11 protein-coding genes and 2 pseudogenes are annotated in these 14951 nt (G+C 58.3%); 12 read left to right on the top strand and 1 reads right to left on the bottom strand.

Annotation, left to right across the window (positions count from 1 at the left end; translation table 11 throughout):
* Positions 1–78: 78 nt before the first annotated feature.
* Positions 79–219 (top strand): annotated as a pseudogene (locus U0R18_RS18965) (TOTE conflict system archaeo-eukaryotic primase domain-containing protein); the annotation flags it as partial.
* A 59-nt stretch (positions 220–278) separates the two neighbouring features.
* Positions 279–515 (top strand): TOTE conflict system archaeo-eukaryotic primase domain-containing protein, encoded by a 237-nt coding sequence (locus U0R18_RS18960; RefSeq protein ID WP_526371565.1) that lies wholly within the window; start codon positions 279–281, stop codon positions 513–515.
* On the opposite strand, the gene U0R18_RS18955 is transcribed toward U0R18_RS18960, so the two are convergent.
* Entirely contained in the window at positions 469–2106 is a 1638-nt protein-coding gene (locus U0R18_RS18955; protein ID WP_526371304.1) for an IS1634 family transposase, read from the bottom strand. The genes U0R18_RS18960 and U0R18_RS18955 overlap by 47 nt on opposite strands.
* A 255-nt stretch (positions 2107–2361) precedes the next feature.
* Between U0R18_RS18955 and U0R18_RS18950 the strand changes: the two genes are divergently transcribed.
* From U0R18_RS18950 to U0R18_RS18905, 10 genes and pseudogenes are all read left to right on the top strand, one after another.
* A protein-coding gene (locus U0R18_RS18950; RefSeq protein WP_526371302.1) for an IS3 family transposase occupies positions 2362–3656 on the top strand; the annotation gives its coding sequence in 2 pieces (ribosomal slippage) (positions 2362–2635 and positions 2635–3656; 1296 coding nt in all).
* Positions 3657–3808: 152 nt separating this feature from the next.
* Positions 3809–6514, top strand: coding sequence for a tetratricopeptide repeat protein (locus tag U0R18_RS18945; RefSeq protein ID WP_526371300.1), 2706 nt, complete (start codon positions 3809–3811; stop codon positions 6512–6514).
* 210 nt (positions 6515–6724) lie between these two features.
* Positions 6725–7804 (top strand): annotated as a pseudogene (locus U0R18_RS18940) (AAA family ATPase); the annotation flags it as partial.
* An 84-nt stretch (positions 7805–7888) separates the two neighbouring features.
* A complete protein-coding gene (locus tag U0R18_RS18935; RefSeq protein ID WP_526371581.1) occupies positions 7889–9337 on the top strand; it encodes a hypothetical protein in 1449 nt (482 codons plus the stop codon).
* Positions 9334–10134: an inositol monophosphatase family protein gene (locus U0R18_RS18930; protein ID WP_526371298.1), complete on the top strand. Its 801-nt coding sequence runs from the start codon at positions 9334–9336 to the stop codon at positions 10132–10134. The genes U0R18_RS18935 and U0R18_RS18930 overlap by 4 nt, the downstream gene beginning before the upstream one ends.
* Positions 10135–10205: 71 nt before the next feature.
* Complete coding sequence (locus U0R18_RS18925) at positions 10206–12221, top strand: B12-binding domain-containing radical SAM protein (RefSeq protein WP_526371296.1); 2016 nt, start codon at positions 10206–10208, stop codon at positions 12219–12221.
* 170 nt (positions 12222–12391) lie between these two features.
* A complete protein-coding gene (locus U0R18_RS18920; RefSeq protein ID WP_526371294.1) occupies positions 12392–12823 on the top strand; it encodes an HIT family protein in 432 nt (143 codons plus the stop codon).
* Entirely contained in the window at positions 12820–13425 is a 606-nt protein-coding gene (locus U0R18_RS18915) for a hypothetical protein (protein ID WP_526371292.1), read from the top strand. The genes U0R18_RS18920 and U0R18_RS18915 overlap by 4 nt, the downstream gene beginning before the upstream one ends.
* Before the next feature lie 35 nt (positions 13426–13460).
* Positions 13461–13904, top strand: coding sequence for a TIR domain-containing protein (locus tag U0R18_RS18910; RefSeq protein ID WP_526371290.1), 444 nt, complete (start codon positions 13461–13463; stop codon positions 13902–13904).
* A 92-nt stretch (positions 13905–13996) separates the two neighbouring features.
* Entirely contained in the window at positions 13997–14521 is a 525-nt protein-coding gene (locus tag U0R18_RS18905; RefSeq protein ID WP_526371288.1) for a hypothetical protein, read from the top strand.
* The last annotated feature ends 430 nt before the right edge of the window (positions 14522–14951 follow it).

Raw genomic sequence — 14951 nt, 5'->3', positions numbered from 1 at the left:
CGATTGAGCGAGGAGCAGGCCCGGGCGGCGACCAGTGATCAGGCGGCTCTGACTGGGGCGCCGGCCTCGCCGGTGACCATGGGCTCGACCTCAGCCGATAAGGTGCGGTTCTTCTTCGATCTATTCCGTTGTCGCACCGATGTTTACGCGGTTCGCTGGGCGAACCGGCGAGACGGCCGATCGGGCTGGATGCCGGCAATGAAAGGCTACTGGCGCAAGGGGATGAATCGGGCCGACGCCCCCTACCTGCCACTGACGCATGAGGTCATCGATGCCCCCTGCGTGGCGAGGCGCACATCGGCCTCTACCCACTCGGCGACGACGACACCTCCTGGTGGGTCGCAGCGGACTTCGACAAGGAAGCCGCAATGCTCGATGCGCTCGAGAAAATTCGGTACACGAATCCGTACACAAAGCCCAAAAAAACGGCCCCCGGACCGAAGTCCGACCCGAGTTGGGTCATTTGCCTTAGTGCCTTGAGTTTTCGGTTTTCAGCGCATCAAGATAGGTCTTGACCTCGGCGTTCAGGGCGGGTGGGTAGGTGGCGATGACGCCGTTGAGGTCGATGGTGGCCGAGCGCAGTGGTTTGAGGGTGCGCAGGAACCGTCGTAGTGACAGCCCGGTTCGGCTCTGGACTTCGCGGCTGAGGGCCAGTGCGGTGAACACGATCGTCAGATGCGCTTCGATGGCGTCGCGGGTGCGGGCGAACATGGGTCTGGCGGCGAGGTCGGATTTGGACATCCGGAAGGACGCTTCGACGTGCCAGAGGTCGTGGTAGCTGGCGATGATTTCGGTTGCGGGCATGAGGGTGGCGTCGATGTTGGTGACGTAGCCCTTGAGCCCGACCAGGCGCCGCGCCCGCTGCAACGAGGCCTCGTCGAGTTCTCGGGCGCCGTCGCGGACGGTCACGAATCGTGGTGTGCGGGCGGCCTTGTCCCCGGCGACGACCGCGCGAGCCTTGTTCTCCTGCAGGTTGAGTGTCTTGGTGTCGCGCACCGCGCGTTTGGTCGAGTACGCCCACACCGCCCGCCACGACTTGGGATAGGTGGTGGGATCCCAGACGGGTTCGGCTCTGAGCTTCGGGTCGCTGCTCTTGGCGGCGGTGCCGCGTTGATCGCGGGGGGTGATGGTGTCGATGATCTGGCCGTCGGTGAAAAGCTCACCGTGCCAATGGAAATGGGACGCCAGATCATTGGGCGCCTTGGTGACCCGCGAGCCGACGATGAACCGCAACCCGGCCTCGTCGAGCTCGCGTAGGTTGCCGCTGGCGAGCATCCCGGCATCAGCGACGACGACCATGTCAGTGATCTCATGACGGGCTTGGAACGCTTTCACGATCGGCACGATCGTCAGGGTTTCGGCCTTGTTGCCTTCGAAACAGCCGATCTCCAACGGGAACCCGTGGCGGTCGACCAGCAGTCCGACCACGATCTGCGGATCGACGCGGCGTTCCTTCGAATAGCCGACACGGCGCAGGTCGTCTTCTTTGTCGGCCTCGAAATACAAGGTGGTGACGTCGTAGAGCACCAGGCTGACATCACCGGCGGTGCGGGCGTGGGCGAAACAGGCCGCAGCGATCTGCTCGCGGTAGCCGCCGGCACGGGCGCGGCGCAGGGTGCGTTTCCGGGTCGACAGCGACGCCGAGGTGCGGCCCAGCTCGGCCAGGACCCGGTCGACGTCGAGCAGGCTGGTCGGCTCGACCACGCGGGCGATCACCAGGTCGCGGAAGACCTCGTCGCCGACCGCGTCGTCGAACCCCAGGTCGGCATACACCCCGGCCAGGGCCTCGTAGAGCAGACCGCTGCTGCTCTTGAGCACTTGCGGACGCACCACCAGCTGCCGCGGCATCGGTTCGTCGGTGAACAATGCATGGTCTGGTGGTGGAACCATATGGGCCCGAACGGCTTTCGGGGTGATGCCCAGGTCCAGCTCGCCTTGGCTGTCATCGGCCAACAGCCGCTGAGCCGCCTCGAGGAGCAGACCCAGTTCGGCGTCATCACGCGCGGAACCCACGTGACGGACGATCCGTCGGCGGCCGTCGACGGATTCAGCGATCTGCACCGCCGTCGCGCCCGAGGCGGTGCGCACCCGCCGAATCCAGACCATCCAGGCAGCCTACTGACCCAAATTAGTGCCTAGCAGGCGCACTAAACCGAAACATCACCGCAGGTCAACGCCCTGCGACTATCGGAAACTGACCAAAGTGACCCAACTCAGGAGGAAGCCGCAATGCTCGATGCGCTCGAGAAAATTCGGTACACGAATCCGTACACAAAGCCCAAAAAAACGGCCCCCGGACCGAAGTCCGAGTGAACCATCCCGCGTTTGATGCGCACCTCCTTCCTTGGGAAGGTGCATGTCATGCCGAGCAAGTACGACCCGGAGACCCGAGCGAAGGCGGTCCGTCTGGTGCGCGAGCACCGGGAGGACTATCCGAGCGAGTGGGCGGCGATTACCGCGGTGTCCAAAAGGTTGGGGATGAACGCCGAGACGCTGCGTAATTGGATTCGCCAGCAACAGGTCGATGACGGTGATCGAGACGGGGTCTCTTCGGAGGCGGCTGCGGAGATCCGGGCGTTGAAACGGCGTAACGCCGAGCTGGAGCAGACTATCGAAATCCTTAAGGCGGCAACGTCTTTCTTCGTGCGGGAGAGCGACCCGCGCAACCGCCGCTGACCGCTACGGTCTGCGAGTTCATCGCCGCCCACCGGGACCGTTTCGGGGTCGCTCCGATCTGCCGCGTGCTGTCCGAGCACGCCGTGCCGATCGCCCCGCGGACATTTCATGCCTGGGCGGTGCGGGCGCCCTCGAGACGGGCCCTGTGGGACGCCACGATCACCGAGATCCTAGCCGGCTACTACGAGCCTGATGAGCACGGACGCCGCAGGCCCGAGTCGCTGTACGGGTCGCTGAAGATGTGGGCCCATCTGCAGCGTGAGGGCATCCCGGTGGCCAAGTCCACCGTGGAACGACTGATGCGCAAGAACGGCTGGCAAGGCGTGCGCCGCCAGAAGAGGGTCCGCACCACGATCCCCGACCCGGAGGCGGTGCGACCGCCGGACCTGGTGGACCGCCAGTTCGGGGTGGCTGCCCCCAACGTGCTGCTGGTGGCCGACTTCACCTACGTGAAGTTGGTGACCGGGATCTTCGTCTACGTGGCGTTCGTCATCGACGCCTACGCCGGGTCGATCGTGGGCTGGGAGGCCTCGGCCTCCAAGCACACCCGCTTCGTCGAATCCGCGATCCGCCAGGCCGCCGCGCTCCGCCGGCGCCAAGGCCATCCGATCGAGGACGGCATCCACCACAGCGACGCAGGAAGTCAGTACACGAGTGTGAGATTCGGTGAGACACTGAGTCTTTCAGGATTGCGTCCATCGGTCGGCAGTGTCGGAGATGCCTACGATAACGCGTTGGCCGAGACCACCATCGGGCTGTACAAGAACGAATGCATCCGGGCGGACTCCCCGTTCCGCCGTGGGCCGCTGCACACGCTGGGCGACGTCGAGTACATCACCGCCGACTACGTCGCCTGGTTCAACCAGCAGCGGCTCATGCACCGACTCGGACGCATTCCACCCGCCGAAGCCGAGGCCCGCTACTATTCCCAACTCGTGACCGGTAGACCGGCCGGATCACAGAAACCTGAGGGTGCATGAAACCCGGGACGGTTCAATGATCACCTTCGTGCCTCCATACCGTTAATCAATGTTGTCCTACAGCTCTCAGCTCTCAGCGTTGGTCGTTGCCGTCGACGTTTCTGGTTCCGGTTGACGCGTCCGGCCGTAGGTGCGTGCCAGGCATTCGCTGAGTGCCCGCTTCGGTTTTGTGTTTATGTGCCGTGCGCGCGGTACAGCAAGCAAACGAAGAAAAGATCGGTAAGTTCTCCGCTGTGCCGCGAAGCAACGCATCTAGGAACAAGGTAAGCGCCCCCAAGGCAGGCGAACTCTTCACCGATCGCACTTCTCAAAGCTCCGCTTTCGCCGCCGCTCTCGCGGCCCACCGCGCGTACATGGACTCAGATGAAGACAGCCCCTCCGCAAGGAACCTCATGGTCTTCTACGGGGTCGGCGGGATCGGCAAAACAACATTGTCGGAACGACTTGAGCAGTGGGTCGGCGGAAAGCTGTCCACCACCGACCTTTGGGGACCCCCGCCTGCTACCGGCGTCGCTGCGACCTGCCGTATTGATCTACACCGCTCACAGGGGCGGGTTGACATGGTATCCAATCTGGTCTCCATCCGACGAGCCTTCGGGCGAGTTGAGGTCGGCGGCAAACGGGTAAAGCGTTGGCCGGCATTCGACCTGGCATTCACCGCTTACTGGTCTGCAATTCACCCTGGGGAAGACTTGCCCGGTGGAGGAACGCAAGATTCGGCGTTCGCAGACAGCGTCACCGACACGATAAGTGAAGTGCTTTCCGAACTTGGTGTCCCAGGTTCAGGCATAGCGACCAAATCCATCCGCACCGTCGTGCGCCGATTCCGTGAGTGGCATTCCAAACAAACAGCATTCGACAAGTACGACGGATTCGAAGACCTTCTTACTCGTTGTGCAGAGGTACCGACCCCCGATGATCCCCACCCCGAGTTATTGGCCGAGGTTGCGAGTTTACTCAACGACGATCTGTGCACCTGGGAAGGGCCTGCGCCACTGATTGTCACGTTCGTTGACACGTTCGAACGCCTCACCTCAGACTCCCGACGAACAGACGAATCCACGCTTAACCAGCTCGTATGGCGTCTTCCCAACGTGCTGTTCATAGCGACAGGGCGCAATCTCATCGATTGGTACGACGACAGCAGAACAAACCTTCATGTAGTCGGTCGGGCTCTGTGGCCCGGACTGGTCCCAGGTGCCAATCAGGAGCCTCGCCAACATCTGGTGGGCGTACTTGCACCCGAGGATCGGATCAGTATCATCCGACTCGGCCGCGAGTTATACGGAATCCCGATAACAGACGACGTTGTCGAGCGCCTCGCAACAGCGTCGGGCGGACTGCCTCAGTATCTCGATCTTGCATTGGCCCTTTCGCTCACGCGGATGCGGAATGATGGCCCTCCAATAACTGTAGAGGATGTCACCGGATCGCTCAGCGAACTAGTGTTGCGAGTACTTGAGGATGTACCTGAGGACGAGCAACGCGCACTACGCGCCGCGGCACTGTTCCCATTCTTCGATGCCGAGTTGGTAGCTACCGCAGCAAAAGTCGATCACGGTTGCGCACTCCGCGCAATGGATCGCCCCATGATTGACCGCCGTGGGACCACCAGCCTTCCGTATACGATGCACGATGCGATACGGGAAGCAATTCGTCGATCGCCACACAATATTAAGAATGGGTGGTCCGATAAAGACTGGCGCCACGCGGGTGAACGCGCTCTCGACGCCGTCCACGCTCGCCATCAGCACGCAAAGGAGGCCAAGGACACGACCGAGATACTGCAAACGCTTGCTTTGGCCATCGTCTTGGTCTGCGATCAAGACCTGACAATCGGTCCATCCACGTCACCGACGTATCGGGACTGGCTTGCGCAAGCAATCGTGTTCGGGCCATCGATAGCTGGACTCCGACCGTTACTCCCCACTAACTCGCGCACTGAAATCGGAAAGGGAATACTTGACTTCGTCATAGCGAAGACAACCGAAGTAACTGCCGATGAAGCGGCGGAGTTGCTCACAGGCGTCTTCGAGTCAGACCACCCACTCCGACTGGCGGCCGGACGACACCGAGGTTACGTGCTGCGGAACAGTGCGCAGTGGGATGAAGCTCTTGCAGCATTCGACGAGCTCGTCGCGGCTTCCCCGACCGACCTGAACCGATATCAAAGGGCTTTCACATTCGCTTCAGCAAGACGCTTTCGACAAGCAGTTGACGAGTCTTTCGGGTTATCTGAGGACCGTATCGAAGCGATTAAACGCTCTTGTCGCCTTGCTCACGGTCGGTTTGACGGCTACTTCGAAGCGAGGCATGCGGCCCTGCAGAAGCTGCGGCAGCAATCACGTATTAGGGAAGCGATTGAAAACGAAGGAAATAGCATCCGTTGGCGCGCGTTTCTGCACGGCGACGTCGACTTTGGATACCTGGATGTCCTGCAAGCCGAAGCCGAAGCAGCGTCCCACCTGACTGGGATGCGGGACGCTTACCTGGCGAAATTATTCCTTGATCCGCGACTCGCCATTGCCGAACCTGACACAAGAACTTGGTTCGAAAATGTCGATAGATCCAAGAACGCTGGCGAGATCGGCTGGCGGACGGCGCTCGCTCAAATCGTACTGGCGTTGTCTACCGATAATCTAGGCGAATTGGAAAAATTGGCGAATACACTTAACCGCCGTCAAAAGCCTCGAGGACGCATGTGGATCTCCACAGAGTGTCTCTTGGATTCCTACGGTTGGACGGTGCCACCAGAGCCGAGTCAGTGGCTTGAACCATACGAAACCGTCCGAGATCGCTGGCGCGGTCATTTTGATCATTGGAAAGCACGGATCGAGGGCAGTAACCACCTTGGCTGACAATCACCTACAGTTCACCGAGGATCATCGCGGTACGCCTCTAGCGAAATGGAATCTGGAAGTTTATCAAGAGAATACCGAACCACCCTCCATTGAGACTACTTTCGCAGTGAGCAAGTCAATCGCGCATAATAGTTTTCGACGCTGCATAACATCTCCGTCAAGCTTGAATTCTACGGCAATCAGCACTCGCGGCGTTCGGAGGAGCGAATGAGGTTCGAGGTCGCGTTCACTTTTACTCGCTCGACACGAGAGTTGGTGCGTGCCGTCGCGTATGAACTTTCACGTCTCCACGGTCAGGCTGCGATACTCTTTGATGAGTTCCACCAGGAAGAATTGAGCACGCCCAGGGGTGGGTTGACGCTGCTCGACTGGTACCAGAACGAGAGCCGCTTGATAGTAGTTGTCCTCTCCGACGACTACGACGATCTCGGAAGTTGGACCCATTTTGAATGGCCACAGGTTATCGGCCTTATCCGCACGTTAACGCACCACAGGGTGATGCTCCTAAGGGCAGGTGACCGCCTACCGCACGATTTCGCCGGGCTAGGCAACATGGCGTTTGCTCTTGATATCCGCCGGCGTAGCGCTGAGGAAGTGGCCGCGACAATACAGCATCGAATGGATACATTAAGTAACGTCGATATCCCCCAGGAGCGAGATCTTGACAGCAATGGCAGCGGCCACTCCAAGCGCGAACCACCGTCGGAATCTAGATCACTCACACCTCCTGTACGTCACGCCAGAAACGCAGTTCCTCGTCCCGCCGAAGTGCCGGCTCCCCCTAGTTCATTCGCTGGTCGGACGACTCAACTAGAAGAAGTTTGCGACCTAGTGAGTAACAACGCAAAGGTCATCGCTATCAGCGGGCCTCCGGGTGTCGGAAAGTCTGCATTCGCAGCTCGACTTTCCCGCGACCTCGCGTCAGAGTTTCAGGATGGAAGCCTCTACATCGATCTTCTAGGCGGTACTCCCGGAGTCCAACCAGTAACCACTGAGGAAGCGCTTGGTCGATTGCTTCGTTCTCTTGGAACTGCGGGCAATGATGTGCCCGCCAGCCTCCATGAAGCTGCGGCCCGACTTCGGACTCTGCTATCAGACCGCCGAGTCCTAGTCGTCCTCGACAATGCGGCCGATTCAGATCAGGTTCGTCACCTTATGCCTGGCGCTGGAGCATCCCTAACCTTGATAACCAGTCGATCACACCTCTACGACCTAGACAACGCACGCCACGTCGTCTTGCGTCATTTGACGGCAACTGAATCAATTGAGCTACTGACCGCCTGGGTCGGGCACGATCGGGTTCATGCAGAACAAGATGCCGCATGGAGACTCGTAGATCTATGTGATCGACTACCCCTAGCAATCAGAATCGTGGGTGCACGCGCCGCCGGCCGAGCGCAATGGCAACTATCGACCATAGTCGCATTGCTTGAGGACGAACAAGCACGCCTCGGCGAACTCGAGGTTGGTGATCTCGCTATCCGCTCGTGTTTTCGTATCAGTTATGACGGCCTACGTGGAGCACATGGCAAACCCCACACTCAGGAGGCTCTCCGCGGTATCGGCGCGCTTGGCGCGCGTCTTGTGAGCGTGGACATGATCGCGCGACTACTCGATATCCCTCGACAGTCGGCCCGCGTTGCTCTTGAATGCCTCGTTGATGCCCAACTAATCGACAGTGTCGATGCAGTCCGGTATCGGATACACGACCTTGTGCGTCTGTTCGCGTCTGAAATGGCAAAAGAGCATCCCCGCCTTGACGATCAAGGTGCCGGCGCGGACGCCGAAGACATTGTTGCAGGTGTCGGGCGAGTAGTTAGCAATCTCGTAACCTCCGCTGCTACCGCGGTCCGCGACCTCCAACGGGTCGATCCCCGGAGAAACGCACAATCGACTGGATTCGACGACCAAGAGCCCACAACCCCTTTCGATGAACTCGCGCTCCACAATCTAATCGCCGTGCTGTCACGTGCCACGTCGGACAGCACTGTTCACGACAACGATGCCGCGCGGGCCGCTGACGCTGTCTTCTGGTTCTGCCACCGACGCGGGTACCACAACGAGCTTCGCCAGATAGCGTTGATCAGCCTCGCTGCGGCTAAGCGCCTCGGCGATAAGGCAGCCGAAAGCGCCGCGCTTCACAATCTGTGTTTAGCGCACCTACGCCTCCTTCAGCCTGACCGCGCCCGTGACGCTGCTGAGGCTGCGCTCGAATTGCGCATCGCGCTTCACGACAAGTACGGCGAAGGACGCACGCGGGACGCCCTCGGCAGGGCCCTGCATCTGTCCGGGCTCAGTGACGAAGCATTAGCCGAAGAGGCACGCGCACTTGCCATCGCGCGCGAACTCAAAGATGCCTACAGCGAGAGCAATGTGTTATGCAACATGGTGCCAATCTACCTTGCGTTGCACCGCGCGACGGAGGCCGTCGACTCGGCCAAACGCTCCGTACAGCTTCGACAAACACTGGGCGATCCCTACGGTTTGGCTCGCATGGGCATGAGCCTCGCAGCTGCACACGCCGCGGTTGGGGAACACAACTCGGCCGTACGCGAGTATCTGGTGAGCGCCACTGCGTTTGAAACACACTCCGACATGTACGATTTGGCTAGGTGCCTCATCCGACTCGCGGACGAATATGTAGCCTCGAACGAGTTCGATAAGGCACAAGAGTGTCTGCACCGTGTCACCGCGATTCGTGAATCTACCGGCGACACAATCGGCAAGGCGGAGGCCATGCAGAGACTTGAGTTTCTACGGTCCTCAAACCTGCCGTCGCCCTCTCCCCAGTCCAATGCTGTTCGCCCAGAGGCACCATGAGCAATCAGCACGATGCCGATATCGACGATGCTACGGAACTGCTTGACGGTGTGGAGAACATCTTGGACCACGCACGACGGCTGATCGGGTCCTCGCCGAGTTCAAGTTGGTTCAAAGAAACAGCGTCTGGCACCGAGCAAGTCACCGACATAGATATGTCGATCGAAGACCTACTAGTCAGCAGAGTCGAAGTCCTTCGCCCAGATTCCAACATCATCAGCGAGGAGACCTACCATGATCGAAGCCTTACCAGTGGCATGAATGTCGTGATAGACCCGATCGACGGAACAGCGCAAATGCTGAGGGGTTCAAGCGATTTCGCGATCTGTATCGCAGTCGTCATCAGTGGCCGCTGCCGTGGCGCAATCGTGGATCTCCCCGCCAAACAATTGCGACTGCGGAGTTCGGTCGACGGGACCGTCTCAATCAATGGCCATCCAAGAGTAGGGCATGTGGCAAGAAGCCAGGTCGCCACGGCGGTGAGTCAGGCCCAGATCGCAAAACTACAGAATATTGCAATGCTCGGACGCCTCCGGGTCGTCGGGGCGTGCACACCCAAAATCGTATCCGTGATAACAGGGGAAAATACACGTGCCGTACGCCTACCCCCGGGTCCGGTGCACCTGTGGGACTATGTTGCAGCAGGGCACCTTCTCGAACTCGTGGGTTCAACGCTAGTCACGTTCGACGGACAGTCTTTGATGGACCGCCTGCCGATGACACACCAAGAAGGATGGATCGCCGGACCAGTCGGAGACTTCCGACAATTAGTCCGCGCTCTTCATCACTTGCGCTAGCCAGACTACTCCAGAGGGGACGCAACTTAATGGCATCTGATGCTCAGAAATTATCAGTCTACATGTTTCAAGTGAACTATTCATTCGCTGATGGTCATTTTCTGCCCTACTCTGTCGGGTCGCTAATTGCGTATTGCCTTTCGCAACCCGACCTTTTCGCGGCATATGAGTTCCAATCACCTGGCCACCGCCGCGAGCCCGTGTCGTCGGTGGTTGACAAAATGATCGAACCTGCGGTACTAGGCTTGTCTTGCTACGTGTGGAACTGGCAATGGAATTTGTCGCTAGCCCGCGAGGTCCGCAAACGCTTTGACGAATGTCTCATTGTTCTTGGTGGACCACAAGTTCCTGACAATTCATCCGATTTCTTTCGTCAGCACCCATACATCGACGTACTCGTACACGGTGAAGGCGAAGCTACCTTTGCGGATATACTGAGAGCTAATATTACAGCTGAATTCGAAACATCAAGACCATCAATTCTAGAGTCCATCGCGGGTATCAGTTTTCCAGGAGTCGAGCTCGACACTCATACAACCGCAACCAGAACCAGAATTGACTTTCTCACCGAGTTACCATCACCGTACACATCAGGCGTATTTGACTCAATCCTGCAGGAATCTGGACATTGGAGTGCCAGCCAGGAGACGACACGCGGATGTCCCTACTCGTGCACTTTCTGCGACTGGGGTTCGGCGGTTCTAACGCGTGTCCGGCATTTCTCTCCTGAACGCATTGAGGACGAGATTGAGTGGTTCGGCAAGGCCGGGATCGACATTGTGTACAACTGTGACGCCAACTTCGGCATGTTTCCTGCAGATCTTAGATGGGCTCATGCGCTTGCGAATTGCCGAAATCGCACCGGATACCCGAATCAGTTCAGGACATCCTTTGCCAAAAAGTCCGACGACTTGGTATTCGAGATCGCGCAAGATCTCCTCGCCGTTGGCCTGCTACGGGGCGTCGGGATCAGCCTTCAGAGCATTGATCAGGAAGTGCTTAACTCAATCAAGCGCAGGAACCTCCAACCTCGGAGGTTCTCAGACCTCATGGCTAGGTATCGGCGAGCCGGTATTCCTACCTACACCGAACTCATAGTTGGCTTGCCGCGGGAAACGCTGGACTCATTCAAGGATGGAATAGCGGCGGTTCTTGATGGTGGTCAACATGAAGGCTTACTGGTGTATCCATGCCAGGTACTGCCAAACGCAGAACTAGCACAACCGAAGTACATCGCCGCGCATCAAATAGAAACGATATCGACGCCCCTTCGACTGGGATACTCCAGTTTGCTACCCAACGATGTAGAAGAGTACATAGACATCGTCATAAGCACATCGACGATGTCTCCCGATGATTGGCAAACAGCATACCTGTTCGGCCTCTGCGTTCAGGCTTTTCACTGTCTGAATTTGACTCAGGTCATCGCCGTTGTCATGAGGCGCTGTCTAGATGTTTCGTATCGTGTCTTTTATGAAAAGCTGATCCATTACAGTTCTACACGCTCCAACCGATTGTTAGGGCAGCTGATACGGGAGGCATCCGCGGCAGCTACACGCGTGCGCAACGGACAACCGCCAGGTGTGAAAGTTGGGATAACCGGCGACTCAGTGTGGAATCCTGAAGAGGCAATGTTTCTCCGAGCCGTTACCCGAAAGCCGGAACTCCAGACTGATTTGACCGACTTCCTCACGACGATGTTTGCCTCCGAACCTTTGGATAATAATCGACAAATGCCAGTCGATCGGAGCCAAGAAGTCGCTGACGTTAGCCCAGTCTTATCCGATTCCTGGATACAAGATCTCGTCAACCTCCAGACCGCGTCCTTGGTGGCTCCCGACGAAGCGCAAACAATTGAATTAGAGCTCACCTATGATTTCATAACAGCTGTTAGTGCAGCGTATGATGGTCGGAACGCTGCGCCAACCGGTACGAATCCTGTGAAGGCATTGCTGGTGAGCGACCGGCCAACCGGCATGAACATTCACACATACGCACTCGAAATGCTCCGATACGGCCGCAAAGACAACCATCTCCGTCGTGAAATCAGAGATAGTGCTAGACAGTTGCCGACTAGGGAGAGTTGAATATAAGCGCAACGCCTCCGAATGCCTCCTCTCGCAAGTCCCACAAACGGACTTGCCATAGCCGGTTCCTGCCGAGGTTGTGAGATTTGTCGGTGCCAGGCGGCATAGTAGGTGAGACACGACGAGCGCGAGACCACGCGCTGGAGAAGTGCCGTTGCGAAAGGAGTCGGATGGAAGCGCATGCCTGTCCGTTTTGCGCCATTGTCATGGGACGCGCAGATGCGAATATCGTCGCGAGGTTCGACTCGGTCATCGCATTCTTCCCGCAACACCCCGCGTCTCTCGGTCACACGCTGGTTGTTCCAGCCGATCATGTCGAGGACATCTGGTCCCTGGACGTGGCAACCGCTTCGAAGCTGAGCGAGGCCACGTTGAACGTCGCCCGCGCCGTCAAGGATGCGGTGGAGCCTGAGGGGCTGAACATTATCCAGTCCAACGGAGAAGCGGCGACGCAGACGATTCCGCATCTACATATACACGTGCTGCCCCGCTGGAACGGCGATGGTATCGGCCCAATCTGGCCGGAAGACTCCGCCGAAGTCCCTGGATCGCTTGAACGCGTGTTGGAAAGACTCCGGTCGTCACTGGGTGGACGCGCGTGACCGGCTACGACTTGAGCAGTCCGCTAGATCGAGACGATCGTCGCAAGCACCTCGATCTCATCGCATCAGTCGTTGGGCGCATGGGAACCTCGTCGGCGCAAGCGAAGGGTTGGTCAATAACTCTTGCAGGCGCGGCATTTGGTGTTGCAGTGCTCCGCGACAACAACTGGCCTCTGATCGTGCTCGGCATCGTCAGCCTCCTGGCCTTCGCCAAGATCGACGCCCACTATCTTCATATTGAGAAGGCTTACCGAGACCTGCACGACGCAGTCGTCGTTGGGAACAATGTGGTTCCCTTATCGATGGATACCGCGAATCTTCCTGCACGATCGAGGAACGAATCGTACGCCTCGTGGTCGATCAAGTGGTTCTACGCCCCGCTGATACTTGCCGGCGTCCTGCTGCTCATCTATTCGTTTGTTCACCCGCGCGGTCCTGAACCGCAGACCAACATTACCGTGAACGTCCCGAGCCAGGCACCTAGCACTACGTCGGTTGCTCCTTTGCCTCCGCCGCCTCCTCCCAGCCCGCGAGCCGTCACCCCATCCATGTCCTCGCCGAACGCGCCTGCCTCTCCGATCGTTCCGAACCCGCACGGTTGACGCGGGACGAGTAACCGTCCCTGAAAGGAAATCCGTTGGCCCATAGAACCTTTTTCAGCTTCCACTACGAACGCGACGTCCAACGGGCCAGTGTGGTGCGTAAGAGTTCGCAGTTCAAGGACAACATCACTCCCGAGTGGATTGACGCCTCACTCTGGGAAGCGACAAAGCCGAGCGACTCTGCCATCAGAACCCTCATCGGCAATGCGTTGGACAGAACCACCGTTACTGCCGTTCTGATCGGGAGCAACACAGCCAACCGGCGATGGGTCCAGTACGAAATCGAACAGAGTATAAACAGGGGAAACGGACTGTTCGGCATATACATTCACAACATTCGTGGTTTCAACGGGACGACCGACGCGAGGGGAGTGAACCCTCTCCCCGGGTGGGCCGCGACCTACGACTGGGTGTATGACAACGGCCACGGCAATCTCGGTCGCTGGGTTGATCTTGCATATGCTCGGCGTTCTGCGTAATTGGCTGAGACAGGAAGGGGCGCTTCTGAATGGCCTTTTATCGGGCCTCGGAACTCCGCAATGACGGAATGAGGGTTGCGACAAAGAATTTCATGACAGCAGAGAGGGTTTTGGACCACCGAACCGCCATCATCTCGGAACGAGAAGTCTTCGATGTCTTTCTGAGTCATAGCTTTCGAGACGCACAGATCATTCTGGGAATCGCCGAACTCCTAGAATCTCAGGGGGTCAGCGTCTATGTAGATTGGTTGGTCGATAGCCAACTCAATCGCTCCAAAGTGAATGTGGCGACCGCTCGACTGCTGCGTAAACGTATGGGGCAGTGCAGGTCTCTCATCTTCGCTACATCTACGGCTTCCCCTTCATCCAAGTGGATGCCATGGGAACTTGGCTATTTCGACGGACGGAACGGTTCAAACATCTCGATCATGCCTATCGAAGAGCACGAGGCACCCGGTAACTACGGCCAGGAGTACCTTGAGCTCTATCCTGCGATCCAGAAACTCCGCGTCGCAGGTGGAGGAAGTATCGCCGGTGCAGTCAGCATCGACGGCAAAGCATACATGGGTCTTCGAGACTTCGCTGCAGGGTCAACCAGGTACACCGTTTTCTCGTGACGAACGAGAACACAACGTCGAGGACTTCGAAACCCTTCCCAGGGCTCGCCGCTGCTATCGCCCCTCAAGAAAGCACCGCGAGCGTATAAATCAGCGCACTGGAGCCGGTTCGGGGTGCGTACAGGCCCGAGTGGTCTCGCCGGAATCACATGAGCAGGGGTCGTTTCGACCCGTTCGTGTTGGTAGGCCCAGTGGTTCAGTCTTACTGCTTGCAGTTATGTCGCACGCATTGGTGATGTCGGCTGCGATCCACCAGAGATCCCGCGTAAAAGGCATAATGAGCATGAGGCTGAGACGGATTGACTCGACAATATACAGCTTGACGAGGGAGTTAGATCTGCCGGGGGCGAACCGGATCGCCCTGTCCTTACCAATTGTTATGTAGTCAGTCCGCCATAGGAGTGCTTGCGCCTCTAGATTGGGATGCGTT

The sequence above is a fragment of the Mycobacterium sp. genome, from assembly GCF_046330795.1.
GTDB lineage: Bacteria > Actinomycetota > Actinomycetes > Mycobacteriales > Mycobacteriaceae > Mycobacterium.
This window is presented reverse-complemented; position numbering and strand designations above follow the sequence as displayed.

Excerpts from the sequence above, each read along its gene's own strand:
- U0R18_RS18955 (WP_526371304.1), bottom strand. The coding sequence starts at position 2,106 with ATGGTCTGGATTCGGCGGGTGCGCACCGCCTCGGGCGCGACGGCGGTG.
- U0R18_RS18930 (WP_526371298.1), top strand. The coding sequence starts at position 9,334 with ATGAGCAATCAGCACGATGCCGATATCGACGATGCTACGGAACTGCTT.
- U0R18_RS18920 (WP_526371294.1), top strand. The coding sequence starts at position 12,392 with ATGGAAGCGCATGCCTGTCCGTTTTGCGCCATTGTCATGGGACGCGCA.
- U0R18_RS18905 (WP_526371288.1), top strand. The coding sequence starts at position 13,997 with ATGACAGCAGAGAGGGTTTTGGACCACCGAACCGCCATCATCTCGGAA.